The 16,405-nt window shown below is 53.1% G+C and carries 12 protein-coding genes, 1 tRNA gene and 1 pseudogene; 4 read left to right on the top strand and 10 right to left on the bottom strand.

The window, feature by feature from the left end:
• Positions 1 to 98: 98 nt before the first annotated feature.
• A complete protein-coding gene (locus GHC22_RS00370; RefSeq protein WP_103284561.1) occupies positions 99 to 1,808 on the top strand; it encodes an AsmA family protein in 1,710 nt (569 codons plus the stop codon).
• Positions 1,809 to 1,850: 42 nt separating this feature from the next.
• Here the strand turns inward: GHC22_RS00370 and GHC22_RS00365 are convergent, their stop codons facing one another.
• The 9 genes and pseudogenes from GHC22_RS00365 to GHC22_RS00325 form a co-directional block, all read right to left on the bottom strand.
• Complete coding sequence (locus GHC22_RS00365) at positions 1,851 to 2,528, bottom strand: D-lyxose/D-mannose family sugar isomerase (protein ID WP_103014667.1); 678 nt, start codon at positions 2,526 to 2,528, stop codon at positions 1,851 to 1,853.
• Between the two features lie 49 nt (positions 2,529 to 2,577).
• A complete protein-coding gene (locus tag GHC22_RS00360; protein WP_003827236.1) occupies positions 2,578 to 3,438 on the bottom strand; it encodes a ketose-bisphosphate aldolase in 861 nt (286 codons plus the stop codon).
• A gap of 80 nt (positions 3,439 to 3,518) precedes the next feature.
• Complete coding sequence (locus GHC22_RS00355; protein ID WP_032945395.1) at positions 3,519 to 4,370, bottom strand: class II fructose-bisphosphate aldolase; 852 nt, start codon at positions 4,368 to 4,370, stop codon at positions 3,519 to 3,521.
• 11 nt (positions 4,371 to 4,381) lie between these two features.
• Positions 4,382 to 5,473 carry a PTS fructose transporter subunit IIC gene (locus tag GHC22_RS00350; protein WP_003827232.1) on the bottom strand — a complete coding sequence of 364 codons (1,092 nt, stop codon included), beginning with the start codon at positions 5,471 to 5,473 and terminating at the stop codon, positions 4,382 to 4,384.
• 26 nt (positions 5,474 to 5,499) lie between these two features.
• Positions 5,500 to 5,820, bottom strand: coding sequence for a PTS fructose transporter subunit IIB (locus GHC22_RS00345; protein ID WP_103284560.1), 321 nt, complete (start codon positions 5,818 to 5,820; stop codon positions 5,500 to 5,502).
• A 19-nt stretch (positions 5,821 to 5,839) separates the two neighbouring features.
• Positions 5,840 to 6,310 carry a PTS sugar transporter subunit IIA gene (locus tag GHC22_RS00340; protein WP_008786490.1) on the bottom strand — a complete coding sequence of 157 codons (471 nt, stop codon included), beginning with the start codon at positions 6,308 to 6,310 and terminating at the stop codon, positions 5,840 to 5,842.
• Between the two features lie 26 nt (positions 6,311 to 6,336).
• Entirely contained in the window at positions 6,337 to 7,890 is a 1,554-nt protein-coding gene (locus tag GHC22_RS00335) for a transcription antiterminator (protein WP_153751997.1), read from the bottom strand.
• 456 nt (positions 7,891 to 8,346) lie between these two features.
• Complete coding sequence (gene yicI / locus GHC22_RS00330) at positions 8,347 to 10,665, bottom strand: alpha-xylosidase (protein ID WP_153751995.1); 2,319 nt, start codon at positions 10,663 to 10,665, stop codon at positions 8,347 to 8,349.
• A gap of 10 nt (positions 10,666 to 10,675) precedes the next feature.
• Positions 10,676 to 12,058: pseudogene (locus GHC22_RS00325) on the bottom strand (glycoside-pentoside-hexuronide family transporter).
• 290 nt (positions 12,059 to 12,348) lie between these two features.
• Between GHC22_RS00325 and GHC22_RS00320 the strand changes: the two are divergent.
• The 3 genes from GHC22_RS00320 to GHC22_RS00305 all read left to right on the top strand — a co-directional run bounded on the left by GHC22_RS00320 (position 12,349) and on the right by GHC22_RS00305 (position 13,446).
• Positions 12,349 to 12,443, top strand: a tRNA-Sec gene (locus GHC22_RS00320).
• A gap of 436 nt (positions 12,444 to 12,879) precedes the next feature.
• Positions 12,880 to 13,140, top strand: coding sequence for a type II toxin-antitoxin system Phd/YefM family antitoxin (locus GHC22_RS00310; protein ID WP_103284557.1), 261 nt, complete (start codon positions 12,880 to 12,882; stop codon positions 13,138 to 13,140).
• Between the two features lie 3 nt (positions 13,141 to 13,143).
• Entirely contained in the window at positions 13,144 to 13,446 is a 303-nt protein-coding gene (locus GHC22_RS00305) for a type II toxin-antitoxin system RelE/ParE family toxin (RefSeq protein ID WP_153751993.1), read from the top strand.
• 108 nt (positions 13,447 to 13,554) lie between these two features.
• On the opposite strand, the gene misL is transcribed toward GHC22_RS00305, so the two are convergent.
• Entirely contained in the window at positions 13,555 to 16,359 is a 2,805-nt protein-coding gene (misL, locus tag GHC22_RS00300; RefSeq protein WP_153751991.1) for an intestinal colonization autotransporter adhesin MisL, read from the bottom strand.
• Positions 16,360 to 16,405 lie beyond the last annotated feature (46 nt).

The raw sequence follows: 16,405 nt of genomic DNA, 5'->3' as shown, positions 1-16,405 counted from the left end.
ATCAACGCCGCTGTAACGCTCTTTCACCATTCCCGCCTTGAGCATTGCGCCTAAATCGTGCATAACTTGACTATGTGCACTTCGCGGGATGGAAGACCATGAAATTTATTGGAAAGCTGCTTCTTTACGTGCTGATCGCCCTTGCAGTGGCGATTCTCGGCCTTTATTTTCTACTGCAAACCCGCTGGGGGGCAGAGCACGTCAGCGCCTGGGTTTCGGAGAACAGCAGCTACCATCTGGCGTTTGATGCCATCGATCACCGGTTTTCCTCCCCTTCCCATATTCTGCTGGAAAACGTCACCTTTGGCCGGGATGGTCAGCCCGCAACGCTGGTCGCTAAAACGGTCGATATTGGGCTGAGTAGCCGCCAAATCACCGACCCGCTGCACGTAGACACCATTTTGTTGCAAAACGGCACACTGAATCTTTCCCAGCAAACCGCACCGCTACCGTTCCAGGCCGATCGCCTGCAAATGCAGGATATGGCGCTTAACAGCCCCGGCAGCGAGTGGAACCTCAGCGCCCAGCGCGTTAACGGCGGCGTCATTCCCTGGAGCCCTGAGGCAGGTAAAATTCTCGGGAGCAAAGCGCAAATTCAGCTCAGCGCCAGTTCGTTGACGCTCAACGATGTTCCAACTACCAACGTCTTGATTGAAGGCAGCATCGACCATGACCGGGTGACGCTAAGCAATATTGGCGCTGACGTGGCGCGTGGGGCATTAACCGGCGTAGCGCAACGCAATGCAGACGGAAGTTGGGTTGTGGAGAATCTGCGCCTGAACGATATCCGGCTGCAAAGCGACAAATCGCTGGCCGACTTTTTTGCCCCGTTAAGCACTATTCCTTCCCTGCAAATTGGTCGTCTGGAAGTGACGGATGCCCGTCTGCAAGGCCCCGACTGGGCGGTGACGGATCTCGATCTGAGCTTACGCAACATGACCTTCAGCAAGGACGACTGGCAAACTCAGGAAGGCAAACTGTCGATGAATGCCAGCGAGTTTATTTACGGCTCTCTGCACTTCTTCGATCCGATTCTGAACGCCGAGTTCTCACCGCAGGGCATTGCGCTGCGCCAGTTCACCACCCGCTGGGAAGGCGGTATGGTCAGAACATCCGGAAACTGGATGCGCAGCAACAAAGCGCTGGTCCTTGACGATGCCGCTATTGCTGGTCTGGAATACACGCTGCCGGAAAACTGGAAGCAGCTGTGGATGAAACCCCTGCCAGCGTGGCTAAACAGCCTGACGCTGAAGAAATTCAGCGCCAGCCGCAATCTGGTGATTGATATCGACCCGAATTTCCCGTGGCAGCTCACCGCGCTGGACGGCTACGGCGCTAACCTCGGGCTGGTACAGAACAATCAGTGGGGGATCTGGAGCGGGAGCGCCACCCTCAACGCTGCCGCAGCCACCTTTAACCGTACGGATGTGCGTCGTCCTTCTCTGGCGCTAACGGCAAACAGCAGCACCATCAATATCAGCGAACTGAGCGCCTATACGGAAAAAGGACTGCTGGAGGCCACTGCCAGTATTTCGCAGCTACCTCAGCGCCAGACGCAGGTCAGCCTGAACGGGCGCGGCGTGCCAATGACGATCCTGCAGCAGTGGGGCTGGCCCGCACTGCCGCTTTCCGGCGATGGCAACATCCAGCTTACCGCCAGCGGCAATATTCAGGCCGATGCGCCTCTCAAGCCAACGGTCAACGGTCAGCTGCATGCGGTGAACGTGGAGAAACAGCAGGTAACGCAAACCATGCAGGCGGGCGTGGTTTCGGGGAGTGAAGTCACTGCACCACCACCTGCACAATGATTTATTGCCCGGTGGCGCTTCGCTTACCGGGCCTACTCACGCTCATAAGCGAATATATTCACTGCACAACAGCCATTTCACCGGCTCGTCTTCTTCAATCACCGGGAAGCGACCGCCAGGTTCCAGAAAGTGGTTGTCATGCTGGTCGTCATTGACCATCGAGATTTCCCAGCCCAGCACAAACGCCTTCTCCGCCCAAAAGCGATGATACAAGCGCGGTGGCAGGCACACTCCTTGTCCCGGTTTCAATACCAGCGTCTCGCCAGCGTTAACGGTACGCCGCTGACCATCCACGCTAACCTCAACAACGCGTCGGGCGTCATACTCATCATCAGGCGTGACCCACGCCAGCTGCATACATAAATCACCGCCGCCGCGATTAACGATATCTTCCATTTTATGGCGATGAAAATGCCATGGCGTTTGCTGATCCTGCTGAATTTGCAGCATCTTTTCGGCATACGGTTTGGGGTAATCCGCTGACCCCATCAGACCATTGCGCAACGTTAGTAACGTCAGCCCCGTTTGCGCAAAATCTCCGTGCCCGAAGTCGGTAATATCCCAGCCCAACTGGAGATCGCGCACTTCACGCCACAGAGTTTGATCCTGTTGCCGCCAGGCATCGACCGTAAAATATGCGAAATCAGGCAGACAGACCCGAAAAGTCTCAGCGATGGCATGCGCTTTATCGACGGCATAATTAATGTGTGAACGCTTCATTCCACTTTTCCTTGTTGCGAAAGAGGCGGGTCGCCCCGCCTGCATGCCGTTAGTAAAGTGATGCTTTGCCGGTTGAACCGAACAGTTTCATTTTGTGGCGGATCACGTCCCGCGCGGCGCTAATGGCTTCCGGATAGATTACGTTCGGGTCCCACCAGGTTTCTTTCGCCAGGATTTCGCGGACTTTCTGGAAGTAGGCGTATTTCATATCGCTGGAAATGTTGATTTTGCCAACGCCCAGCGTCACGGATTCGGCAATTTCCGCATCCGGGTTCGCGGAACCACCGTGCAGCACCAGCGGAATATCCACACGCCCGGCGATATCGCGCAGGATGTTCATTTGCAGCTCAGGCTGCATCCCTTTCGGGTAGATCCCGTGCGCGGTTCCAATCGCCACCGCCAGCGTGTCTGCACCGGTTCGGGCGATAAAATCCTCTGCCTGAGCAGGATCGGTATAAGTAACCTTCGACACGCCGCCTTCCACTGACGTCCCGGTCTGGCCAATCGTTCCCAACTCCCCTTCCACCGAAACACCTACCGCATGCGCCAATTTGACCACTTCGCGGGTCAGCGCCACGTTCTCTTCATATGGCAGCAGCGAGCCATCAATCATCACCGAGGTAAACCCACACTGAATCGCCCGCAGGACATGCTCAACCGAAGCGCCGTGGTCCAGATGCAGAGTAAAGGGAACCGGGCTACGCATGGTGATATCACGGACGTAGCTAAAAAACGCATCGCCGACAAAATCATGTTCGCTGGGGTGAATGGAGATAATCGCCGGGGTATTGGTCGCTTCCGCTTCTTCCACTACTGCGCGTACAAAGCAGCTGTCCGCCACGTTGAATGCGCCGATGGCAAAACCGTGCTGACGGGTAGGTTGCAGTAATTCTTTCATCGAAACTAACATGTTAATTCTCCAGTTTCAGGGTGTAGAAAGCCCTGCCAGTGCGTCATCGCAGAGGCATAGAAGGCGTTACAGAAAATGAATCAGGCTTTGCCGATAGCGCCGCTGGCCTGCAGGTACGGAATAATGGCTTCCTCGCAGGCCTGTTCCATCAGGGCCAGGGCATCAACGAGTTCACCGGATGTGTCGCGACACAGGGTATGCAGTAGCGCAGCCTTTCCGGCTTCGAAAACCGCCGCACCAACGTTTATCTTGGCGACACCAAACGTCGGACAGCGCTGTAGCTGGTCAAACGGCGTTCCGCTGCCGCCATGCAGCGCCAGCGGCACCGTTGATAACCGGGCTATTTCCTCCAGCCGCTGGAAATCAATAGCAGGAGTGATACCCGGCGCGTACATGCCGTGTGCCGTACCCACCGACACCGCCAGCAAATCGATCCCGGTCTGTTGGATGAAGGGTTCCACGTCGGCGGCCTGGGTCATCAAATCAGCGTTAGCGGCGTGGTCATAGCACGGAGCATCGGCCAGATGGCCCAGCTCGCCTTCCACGCACAGAGAAACGCTGGCTGCAAGCTCAACCACCGCCCGGGTCTGGCGAATGTTCTCCTCCAGCGCAAAGGCGGAGGCGTCGATCATTAAGCCGCTGAATCCGGCGCGAAAAGCCTGGCGAATGCGTACAGGATCCTTTCCATGATCCAGCGCCAGCGCGACCGGAACCGAGGCTTCCTCTGCCAGCGTTTTGACCACCGCTGCCGCTATCGGGGCCGGAAAATGCTCCAGATGCCCCTGATACAAATTCAGAATGATGGGCGCACGGTGTTTCTCCGCCACTCGCACTGCTGCGCGGGCGCTTTCCAGGTTCATACAGTTGATGGCCAGCAGCGCGTACTGCTCGCGCCAGGCTTTGGTCACCATGCTTTTCATATCGGCAAACATACGGCCTCCGGTTATTCCAGGGTGAAGGTGATTTCTTCGTCTTTCAGCTTTTGATCGCTGAGTTCGTCAAACTCTTCATCACGCTCGGTTACCGGTTTCTTCCACAGCGACAGCATGACGCCACAAATCACCGTACCGATCCCCAGCGCCAGGCAAAACAGCAGCGGATGCGTAAAGAGCGGAACCACAAACATGCCGCCGTGCGGTACCGGACTTTCGACACCCCACACCATAATCAGGCCACCCGCAATCGCCGAGGCCACCACGCAGGAGCCCACCACGCGCAGCAGGTCGCGCGCCGCAATCGGAATAACCCCTTCGGTAATCATGCAGATCCCCATCGGGAATGCGGCCTTCAGCGCCTCACGTTCCGCACGGGTGTACTTGTGACGCGTCAGCAGGAAAGAGAGCGTAATGCCAAATGGAGGGATCATCGAACCAACAAACTTCACCGCTTCCGGACCGTACACGCCGCTGACCAGCATGCCGTCAGCAAACAGCGACATGGTTTTATTCACCGGCCCACCGAAGTCGAATGTCGCCATCGCACCGAGGATAGCGCCCATCAGAAAGCGGGATCCGCCCTGCATGGACTCCAGCAGATGAATCAACGCGTCCTGCAGCCAGGCAATCGGCTTGCCAATCAGCGTCATCATCAACAGGCCGCCAATGACGGTACTCAGTACCGGCAGCACCATAATGGGCATCAACCCCTGCATCGACTGCGGCAAACGGATATAGCGCTTGAGCAGCAGGACGGTATAACCGACCAGAAATCCGCCCAGCATCCCACCGATAAAACCGGTATGAATTTCTCCGCAGACGAAGCCGACAATCAGGCCCGGCGCGAATCCCGGACGGTCAGCAATGGAGTACGCAATCGCCGCACTAATCAGCGGTACGATTAACCCCATCCCCCAGCCGCCAATCTGGTTGAGCATCCAGGGAATAGTTCCTGTTTTTTCACCGACGTTAGTGCCGCCAAGTATTTGCCCGAGAGCAATACAGATCCCGGCGGCGACAATTAACGGGATCATCCACGAAATTCCCGTTAATAAATGTTTTTTTATTTCCTGAGATAGCGGAATTTTATTTTCACTCATGTGAAACCCCTCCAGAATGAGGATCGCTACTGGTTATTATTAACTAATGATTTCTCGACCTTTTCAAGAAACTGAATGGGCGATTTTATGACGATTTCAGTTTTTACTCGCACAATGCGTTTGTTTGAAAATCGCTCCTCACCTTTTATTTTTACATCGACGGCAAGAATCACGACATCAGCTGAAGAAATATCTTCTGTCAGCAGTTCGTTTTCTGTGCCAATGGTGCCCTGGGTTTCAACTTTTATATTATGACCAAGCGCTTTAGCACCTTTAATTAACTTCTCACGGGCAATATAGGTGTGCGCAATACCCGCCGTACAGGCGGCAACACAAACAATATTCATAACATGCTCCACATTTTATTTAGCAGACATTGGATTCAGCATATTGGCTAAAAAGCTCAATAATTTTTTGTGGACTACTTTCAACTAATAGTTGTTCAATAATGTCGTCATCTGCCAACGCGCCAGCAACCTGCGAAAGCAGACGAATATGGGTGGTGTTTTGATCTTCAAGACGTACGGCAAACAGAATAATGCACCGTACATTGCTGCCGTCCAGGGTTTCCCAGGGAATATCCTGGCGGGTACGCCCAATCGCCAGCGTGGTATTGACCACCGCCGAGGATTTCCCGTGCGGGATCGCAATATGGTTTTCGAAGCCGGTCGAGCCTTCTGACTCACGTTGCCAGACATCCTGAATAAACGTTTCGCGACAGCTAATTGCTCCATCTTTTTGCAGAATATCCGTCAGTTCCTCAATAGCCTCCGTTTTGCTTGTAGCCTTCATGTCCAAAATAACGCGATTTGTATTGAGTATTTTCGTGATGTCCATCAATCATACCTCATGGAGTTCAGACATTAATTTTCAACGACCAGCGACGTCGCCCGATGTAATTTTTCCGTAATAACCGTTTCTGTTACCCGCTTAATATCCGCATCATTGAAGAAGGCAGTGACATACACGACCGGCATGGCAACCGCGGGTAAATTAATCGTCGATACCACCAGTTCAATATCGTCCGTCAGTACAGTGGGCAGGCTGCCTGCCGACACCACGCCGACGATAGTCCAGTCCGGAAAGGCGCGCAGAATACGGCTTTTGAGTAAGTGAGAAGTGCCGATACCCGTTGAACAGACCAGCAGCACGCGTTTACGCGCTATCTGACGCTCCATTGCGGCCTGAAAATGCACGGTTAAATATCCCACTTCATCTTCCGACACGGCCCGCTCGCCCCAACCGCTAAACACCCTATTCACCGCACACTGGGTCAGACGCCACACGTCCTGCAACTCGCCTTTGATATCCTCCAGCAACGGATTACGAATGCGGATCTGGTAGTTCAGTCGGTTAATCAGCGGCTTAATGTGGATCAGCAATCCGTCATACAGCGCCGTGTCCTGGCTAAGATCGCTGTCGACCATCTCGGCGAAGGTGGCAATCAACCGATGGGTAATCAAACGCGCTTCGTCGCTGGAGTGCATATGGCCAATCACACTCACGTCATTATGCTCTTCAATCACCACACCCGAGGAGATAATGTATTGATATATAAACCAGACTTCGTCTTCCGGCAGCGGGTGGGCAATGCGTTTTTCGATATGCTGGATCATGCGACTGGCAATGGAAAATATGTTCTCATCACAGGTAGAGATGCTCTCTTCTTTTCTCGGAAGCGCATTGCCCCGCGTGATGCGGTACATCATGATCAGAATATGGGTAAAGATATTGACGTAATAAGGCTCGCCGAGCGACCAGCACAGGTCGTTCTCCATTTCCTGCAATAACGTCTGGACAAATAAAACGTCTTCTTCGCCAAAGTAATGCACTAACGCTTTATAACTGCCCGGATCCAGGCGTGAATAAATCACGCTGCCGGGTTCATTATGGTTAATCACGCCGTTAATCAACGATGCCATCGCCTGGCGCACACCGCTCTCGCTACCTTCAATGTGCGTGCCGCTCTGACTACGAATCAACGACAGGCCCAACGGGGTAATCCAGGATTCAATTACTTTCAGATCGTTAACAATCGATGCGCTACTAATGAAATAACGTTCGGATAATTTACTGATCGACGTTTCATGCGGCGTTTCGCTTAATAACTGTGAAGCTATCTTGACTCGCCGTGAATTATTCATCATGCCGTCAGCATCATCACCCTCCGATCCTAATAACTGGTCCATATATAAAAGGTCGGTAATATTATCGGCACTTAATATCACCCCAGCACCAGCACGTTTATCGATAGTTATTTTCCATTCTGATAACCATGGTTCCAGTAAGCGCAGATCGCGCTGCACAGTTTTCTCTGAAACAGATAAATACTCGGCAATTTTCAGCAGCGTGACATATTCCTTCTTAGACAGAAGAAATTTTAATAATCTGTTTTGTCGCGAGGTAATCATTTGCATTATTTACCCTTATTACATACCAGATTAAATATCTATACCCGTCATACTTCAAGCTGCATGTGCGTTGGCTTTCCTCGCTCACCCCAGTCACGTACTTATGTACATTCAGGGGATTCGCTGCGTCGCCGCCTTCCTGCAACTCGAATTATTTAGGTTATAAAGAAGCATTTATGCTCCACGTGTAATCCGTGATGATAAATATAAGAGGACTACGATGCGCCAACAATACTAAATCGTGTCCTGTATTCCGGACAGAAATAAGACAAAAACGGGAAATAGTGAGATATTTACGGCGCAGATCACATTTTTAGTGGGATTCAGAGTGATATCGCTCGCAAATATGGGGAGATAAAAATTTAATTCAGGATGTTTTGGATTTTCAGATCTGGAATGCTGCTCGCAGCGTGGACCGGATAAAACGCATTGCATCGCCATCCAGCCCACGTTGAGATTTACTTACAGGGTAATCGTCAGCACATCCGCATTCGGCGTGACAACCGTTCCCCACTCACTGCCCACAGACGAGCCGCCCTTCACGCCGCTAACCTGCGTAATATTACGCAGACACAGCGTCCAGTTACGCGCTTCGCCACTTCCTTGCACGGTGATGGTATTACCCGTGCGCGTCGCTTTCAGCGTGAAGATAACCGAGCCGTCAGCCGCCGGGACTTCACAAATCGCCTCCCGACCCTCCTGCAGATGGAACAGCTGGAACGCCGTCCCTTCGTGCCAGGCGTAGTCCGGCTTCTGGTTATTGCAGCCCAGCGCCAGCAGTGTATTGTCGCGCACATAAACCGGCAGACTCAGGAAGTCATGCTGCTGCTTATGCCAGCGGCTGCCCGCCACCTCGTCGTTACGCCACAGATGTGTCCAGCGTCCTTCCGGCAGATAGAACTGCACATCACCCGCCTCGCTAAACACCGGCGCAACCATCACGCTATCGCCCAGCATGTACTGGCGGTCGAGATAATCACATGCCGGATCGTCCGGGAACTCCAGCATCATTGCGCGCATCATCGGTGTTCCGAGTTCATTGGCGCGCGCCGCTTCGCGATACAGGTATGGCATCATGCGGCATTTCTGCTCAGTGAAGTAGCGTACCACGTCGCAGGATTCATCATCGTACGCCCATGGCACACGGTAGGATTTACTACCGTGCAGGCGGCTGTGGCTGGAGAGCAGCCCGAACGCACACCAGCGCTTGTAGACGTGCGCCGGGGCGGTATTCTCAAAGCCGCCAATATCGTGACTCCAGAAACCAAAGCCGGACAGACCAATGGACAACCCGCCACGCAGACTTTCGGCCATCGATTCATAGTTGGCGTAGCAGTCGCCGCCCCAGTGCACCGGAAACTGCTGCGCACCCACCGAGGCCGAACGGGCGAACAGCACTGCCTCTTCTTCACCGACGGTCTCTTTCAGCACGTTCCATACCAGTTCGTTGTAGATGTACGCATAATGGTTGTGCATTTTCTGCGGATCGGCACCGTCAAACCACTTAACGTCAGTAGGAATGCGTTCGCCAAAGTCAGTTTTGAAGCAGTCAACGCCGATATCCACCAGACCTTTCAGCTTGTTGGCATACCATTCGCAGGCTTCAGGATTGGTAAAGTCATAAATCGCCAGGCCCGGCTGCCATTTATCCCATTGCCACAGGGAGCCGTCCGGGCGCTTGAGCAGATAACCTTTCTCTTTCAGTTCATTGAACAGCGGGGATTTCTGGCCGATATAGGGGTTTATCCATACGCAGACCTTCAGCCCTTTCTCTTTCAGGCGGCGGATCATGCCTTCCGGGTCAGGGAAGGTCACCGGATCCCACTCAAAGTCGCACCACTGGAAGGCTTTCATCCAGAAGCAGTCGAAATGGAAGACGTGCAGCGGCAGATTGCGCTCGGCCATCCCGTCGATAAAACTGTTCACCGTCGCTTCATCGTAATTAGTGGTGAACGATGTAGTCAGCCACAAACCGAATGACCAGGCTGGCGGCAGCGCCGGACGACCGGTAAAGCGGGTATAGCGATCCAGCACCGCTTTCGGCGTAGGGCCGTCGATGACGAAATATTCCAGATACTCGCTTTCAACGCTGAACTGCACTTTTGACACTTTCTCAGAGCCAATTTCAAACGACACGCACTGCGGATGGTTTACCAGCACGCCGTAACCACGGTTGGTGAGATAAAACGGGATGTTCTTGTAAGACTGCTCGGTACTGGTGCCGCCATCGCGGTTCCATGTTTCCACCGTCTGGCCGTTACGTACCAGCGCAGTAAAGCGCTCGCCCAGACCGTACACCGTTTCGCCAACGCCCAGATCCAGGCGTTCAAACATATAGTTTTTCCCGCTGTTGGTGTCCTGCACGTAGCCGTTATTTTTCAGCTGGCTGCCGGTAATACGTTCGCCGTTACGCAGGAAATCCAGCGACCAGAACTCACCTTTAGTGACCCGCACGCTCAAATTTCCGCTTTTCAGTTCGGCAAATTCAGCGGTGTTTTGTATCTCTACATTGATGTCCTGCAGCACGTTCAGCGGATAGTGCGGACCGTTATTCAACGCGCCCTGGAAATGTTCCATACGCACGCCCACCACGCCTTCCTGCGGCGAGAAAAAGCGCAGGGTGAAGAGTGGAGTATCCAGTTGCCAGGTACGTTCACGCACATCGCGCGGCGCAACGTAGACAATCATCTCGTTACCCTGTTGCTCAACCTCGAATACCTGAATCAGGTGAGTTAAATTCAGGCCAGGCTGCGTCAGCCAGTTTCCGTCGCTAATTTTCATCGTTGGTTCCTTAGTTCTGTAATTCTTTCGTCGAAAAATCCTGCTGATTGCGGTGCGCACCCTGAGCCAGCTGACTCATGATTTCCGTCAGATACGGCGTTTTCAGGGTATAGAAGCGTTTGGCAATCACGGCACTCAACAGGTAACAAATAGCCGGGACAATCGTGAACAATGCGATAATGATGCTAATGGTGGCGCTGTTCTGGGTTTTCGCTGCGGCATCGTAACCGCCGCCCGCCAGCATCCAGCCGATCATCGCCCCGCCGAGCGCCAGACCCAGCTTGAGCACGAACAGCGTGCCCGCGAAGCTGATCCCCGTCAGACGTTTTCCGTTACACCACTCGCCGTAATCAACGGTGTCGGACATCATCACCCACTGGATTGGCGTCACGAGCTGATGCAGTACGCCAATCACGAAGATGAAGGCGAACATGGTGAGATTTGCGTGCATCGGCACAAAGAACATTGCCAGACTGACGACCGCCAGCAGGGCGTTCGTCCACCAGAAGACGCTGACTTTGCATTTCCAGTCAGTCAGCGGTTTTGCCAGCGCAGAGCCGATAAGATTGCCGACGCAATAGGTGGTGAGGAAGGCGACAAACACTTCCGGGGTACCCAGAATCCAGGTGACGTAATACATCATCGCCCCGCCGCGAACGCAGACGGCAAGGATGTTGAGGATGGTCAGCAGGCCGACGATACGCCATTGGTCGTTCTGCCAGATGTCGCGCAGGTCTTCACGCATTGAGTTGCTGCTCGGCGGCGCTTCCACACGTTCTTTGGTAGTAAAGAAGCAAAACGCCAGCATCAGGAACGCCACAACCGAAAGCACGGCAATCCCGCCCTGGAAGCCCAGCGCTTTATTTTCACCGCCAATCAGATTCACCAGCGGCATCATCAGCACGGTGGAGAGCATGCCGCCCGCCGTCGCCAGCACAAAGCGCCATGACTGCAGGGAGATACGCTGCGTTGGGTCATTGGTTATCACACCGCCCAGCGCGCAGTAGGGAATATTAACCACGGTATAAAGCAGGGTCAGCAGCGTGTAAGTGATTGCGGCATAAATCATTTTGCCGTGCAGGCTGAGATCCGGCGTGCTGTAGGCGAGCACACAGACCAGACCAAATGGCAGAGCGCCAAACAGCACTCACGGGCGGAATTTCCCCCAGCGCGAACGGGTGCGGTCGGCGAGCAGTCCCATGCAAGGGTCTGAAATAGCATCCAGCGCGCGAGCCAGTAAGAACATCGTGCCGACAAAACCGGCCGGGATACCAAAAATATCGGTATAGAAGAACATCATATATAACATAACGTTATCAAAGATGATGTGGCTGGCGGCATCGCCCATGCCGTAGCCAATCTTCTCTTTAACGGACAAAATCTCACTTTTCATTACGCATCCTTGTTAGCACTTTCACACGCACTGATACCGGTTACAGTTCTTGTAAACCATCCCTGTGAGCGCGGGTATTCCGATATCTCGTTATCAAATTACGATTCTTGTTTTCTGTGATCAGAGTAGCGTCAAAAAATGTGTCTAAGTGTAAGTAATGGATTTTGCGGGGATTTATTTGAAACTGGTCATGGTATGGAGAAACGGAAGTTAAAAAAGTGAGTGAGGGGGTGTGGAAACGTTTGGAAGTAGCTATAATGCGCCCCGCCTCCATGTAGCAATCGAGGCGCGGAAGATCGTCATCTCCGGTGAGGTGGCTGGACTTCAAATCCAGTTGGGGCCGCCAGCGGTCCCGGGCAGGTTCGACTCCTGTGATCTTCCGCCAAAATTCCTATCTTATTCCAGTCATTTGCCATATTTTCTCTGCTCAAAAAGGCTTTCTTGATTCTCGTCCGAAATTATCCTTTCCGACAGGTAACTACGCGCAGTTGGGTTTGATATCGGGTAGAAAATTACCGTCAAAGTAATGAACGGTTGTATCGCCCTGATGGTCTACAGTGAGCAATAACAACGGTTGCAGGATGAGCTGAAAGAGGCCAATCTGAAGTTAAATAGAATTGAGAGCACGCTGGCGACTCTTCAGTGAAGCAAGGCTAAACCTGTAAGCGTTACTTACAGGTTCAGTTGGTGCCGGATGGCGCTTACGCTTATCCGGCCTACTTTCACAATACCCTCTGTCTGACCACCCACCTCATAGTGACCCCCAGAAAGATATCGACTATAATGAATGAATCGAACGATTCATGCGAAATGGTGGCAATATGCATACTCTTACGGCAAATGAAGCCAAAACCCAGTTTGGCGATATGCTACTTAAAGCGCAGCGAGAACCTGTGCAAATTAGTCGTAACGGTAAGCCTGTTGCAGTTGTCGTCTCCATTGAGGACTATGAACAAATGGAAGCCATGAAACTCCAGTTACTGAAGGCCAAAATTCAGCGTGCTCAAAGCGATATTCATTTGGGCAATACTGTCGATGGTGATGCTTTTTTTGATGAGTTGATGGATCAACACAAAGGATAAAAAGTGAGTTACAAACTTACTGGAGAAGCACAGCGCGATATTATTGAAATCCGTGATTACACATCAAGAAATTGGGGCGCTAAACAGTCCAGGGATTATCTTAGAAAATTACGGGGCGTTCTCTCTCAGTTAGCTGAAATGCCAGGCATGGGGCATCATCGCATTGATGATTTTGGTGCAGATGTTTACAGCTTTCCTTATGTTAGCCATATGATTTACTACTGTGCACAGGACACAAATATTGTTGTATTGGCAGTCTTACACCAAAGCCGAGTACCAACAAAACATCTGGGACAACGTTTGTAACCCACCACCTTAATGCCGGATGGCGCTAACGCTTATCCGGCCTACGATTCCCAGAAAAAATAAAGCCGCTGATCGGTTAATCAGCGGCTCTCTATTACCTGTGATGCATCAGAAGTTATATTTCACGCCGAGCATACCGCGGGTATCGCTGTAGCCTTTATCCCCGACCTGTTGGGCCACGTTGCTCCACACGTTGAGGCGCGGAGTGATTTGACCTTCAACGCCGACTTTCAGCTCACCGATGTTTTTGGTGCCGCGCATGTCGTTGCTCACATCGTCCATCTTCACGCTGGTTGTCTGTGTGTTGTGGATCCAGTTGGCTTCAACAAACGGCTGGAACTCGCGAGATTTACCGTCGTCGATGGCGTTGTGACCGTTGATAAAGGCTTTCACACCCAGACGGGTCATCAGGTTGCCATCGGTATTATCCTTCACGCGGGTACCGTTCGCTTCGCGGTGACTGTCGGCTTGCACGTCCATCCATACCACCTGCGCTTTTGGTTGCAGCCAGTAGCTGTTGCGCTCGCTTTCACCCAGTTTGAAGCTGTAACCGGCTTCAACCGAAGCGGTTATCCCGCTGGATTTGTATTTCTCTGCTGCCTGCTCCTGGCCCATCACTTTGTTATCAAACCAGTTGTACAGCGCCCAGGTATCCACGTAGGTGCCGGTCTTGTCGGCGTCGTTGGCATACCATGTGCCGTACAACCCCACGCTGTAACCGGTGACCTGGCCACGTGAATGGTAGCCGGTCAGGCTGGACTGCGTGCGGTTCTGGCTGTTGGCATAACCTGCCATCGCGCCAAGGTGCCAGCGGTCAAGACCGTCGCTACTCCACTGCGCCAGGTCGCCGCCTAGCTGCATTACATAGCTGTTGCTTTGGGTTTTCAACTGCCCGCTACCGTCTTTGAAGCGGGTATGCGCCCCAACGTTACGCATCCACAGGCTGGTAACTTTCTTCTCGCCTGTCAGCATATCTACGTACTGCGTTTCACCCAGACGATCGTGCAGTCGGGTCATAAACAGCGTGTTAGCCGCATAGTTGTTCGCCAGATAACTGCCTGCTTCCGGACGGTATTGCTGCTCAGTGACAGGAGGCGCAACAGGTTCTTCCGGCTCAGGGATAATCGGGTCTACAGGATCGACCGGGTCTGGATCAATAGGGTCAACCGGGTCCGGATCAACAGGGTCCGGGTCATGCGGATCGACGGGGTCCGGGTCTTCCGGATCCGGCGGAGCAGGAATAAAGCTGGTCAGATACCAGTTACTGCCTTTCTGCACCACGTTATAGTCGTACGCACCGGCAACAATACGGCCCGCTTTCTCAAAAGTACCGTCAGAATTACCGGCCACTTCGATGATCTCAATACCTTCAATGGTCTGCGCCCCGGTTCCGCCAATGTTATTCACCGCCACAAACGCATTACCCGCGGTGTTGCCGAGCACTTTCAGCTTGTCGGTTTCGGAGGTATCGTCATTCAGGACAGTATTGAAAACCAGTTTGCCGCCGTTCCCGGTAAAATCTTCATTGATGGTAAGCGTCTGCCACGGTTCGCCGTCAGCATGCCCAAAGTTCACCACTGACCCGCCGTTCAGCGTCAGGTCGGTGAGCGTTGAGCTGTTAGTCATGTTCCAGGTCGCGTCGCTCATTTGCAGCGAGATAACACCCGTCCCGGCAGTGGCGCTGGTGATGTATGACGCCCCGCTCCACAACGAGTTGTCGGTCATGTTGAGCTTAATGGTACTGTTTTGCTGCGGCAGGCTGCTGGTTGCAGCAGTCGCGCCATCGGCATGAAGATCGCCGTCGATAAGAAAACGCCCGCCAGTAGAACCGTCTACGATGCCGCCCGTTTCGGTGCTGATGGCATAACTTTCGTTGCTGTGATCGCCCGCCATGGTAATGGCGGCACCGCCTGCCAGGTTTATCGCCCCGCGTGAAGTCGCATACAGGCCGCGTGGCGCTTTGCTGTATGACGCCGCTTTCGCCGAACTGTTCACGTTGATCGTTGCGTTTTCACCGAGATTCACGGTCGCGTTGGTGGAATAAACCGCATGAGCGCTGACGCCGTTGACCGTAATCGTCGCGTTGTTGCCCAGTTCCGTTTTGGACGATGAGGCGGCATAAATCCCCGTTGAAGAAGCACCCGAAGTCTCAATGGTGGCGTCATTGCCAAGCAGTATCGAGGAACCGCTCTGCCCGGTGCGAAGACCCTCTGAACTGTCACCTGTCGTCACAATGTGTGCCCGGTCGCCAACCACAATTGTATTTTTGGCCTGCGTGGCGTCTTTCATCGCGTTTGCTGTGATACCACGTCCCTGGGAACCGGTGGTTTGAATATACAGATCGTCGCCGACGTAAATGCTGGCCGAGCCCTTCCAACCCTGGCTATAGGAGTTGTAACCGGCGTTAATACCGTCACCATCCTGACCGTCCACATAAATGCTGGTGCGATCCCCGGTGATGATAAAGACCGGGTTATCCGGCGTATTGGCCCCGTGCGTGCGGATACCGTCAACATCTTTACCATTATTGGCGGCATTCTTCGACTGCGTGCGAATCGTCAGGTCGTCCCCAAAAATAACGCCCGGACTACCCGTTGTACTGTTCTGAATAACGGTAACAGAGTGCTCAAAAGCTTCAGCGCCGGGTCCATTAATCGTTAATCCATTGCCATAAACGGGAATCGTGCCCGCACTCCATTGATAAACATAATTCGGCATGGCGCTGGTTTTAGCGAAACTGGCATTTGCCTGCGCTGGAATTATTGCCTGCAATTCCGGGGGCAGACTGCTAACCAGTCCGGTGGAGGGTAGACTATCAACGTCAACCCATGCTGCTTGAGTTGAAAATACCATAGAGGTTAATGCGGCTGAAACCGCTATGGCAATACGAGAATAAGATTTGGGATTTGGCATATTAGCCTCCTGCTTTCAGGCGTAGAGCGTCCACCACATCGCAAGG

The sequence above is a fragment of the Citrobacter sp. H12-3-2 genome, from assembly GCF_009649895.1.
Classification (GTDB): Bacteria; Pseudomonadota; Gammaproteobacteria; order Enterobacterales; family Enterobacteriaceae; genus Citrobacter; species Citrobacter portucalensis.
This window is presented reverse-complemented; position numbering and strand designations above follow the sequence as displayed.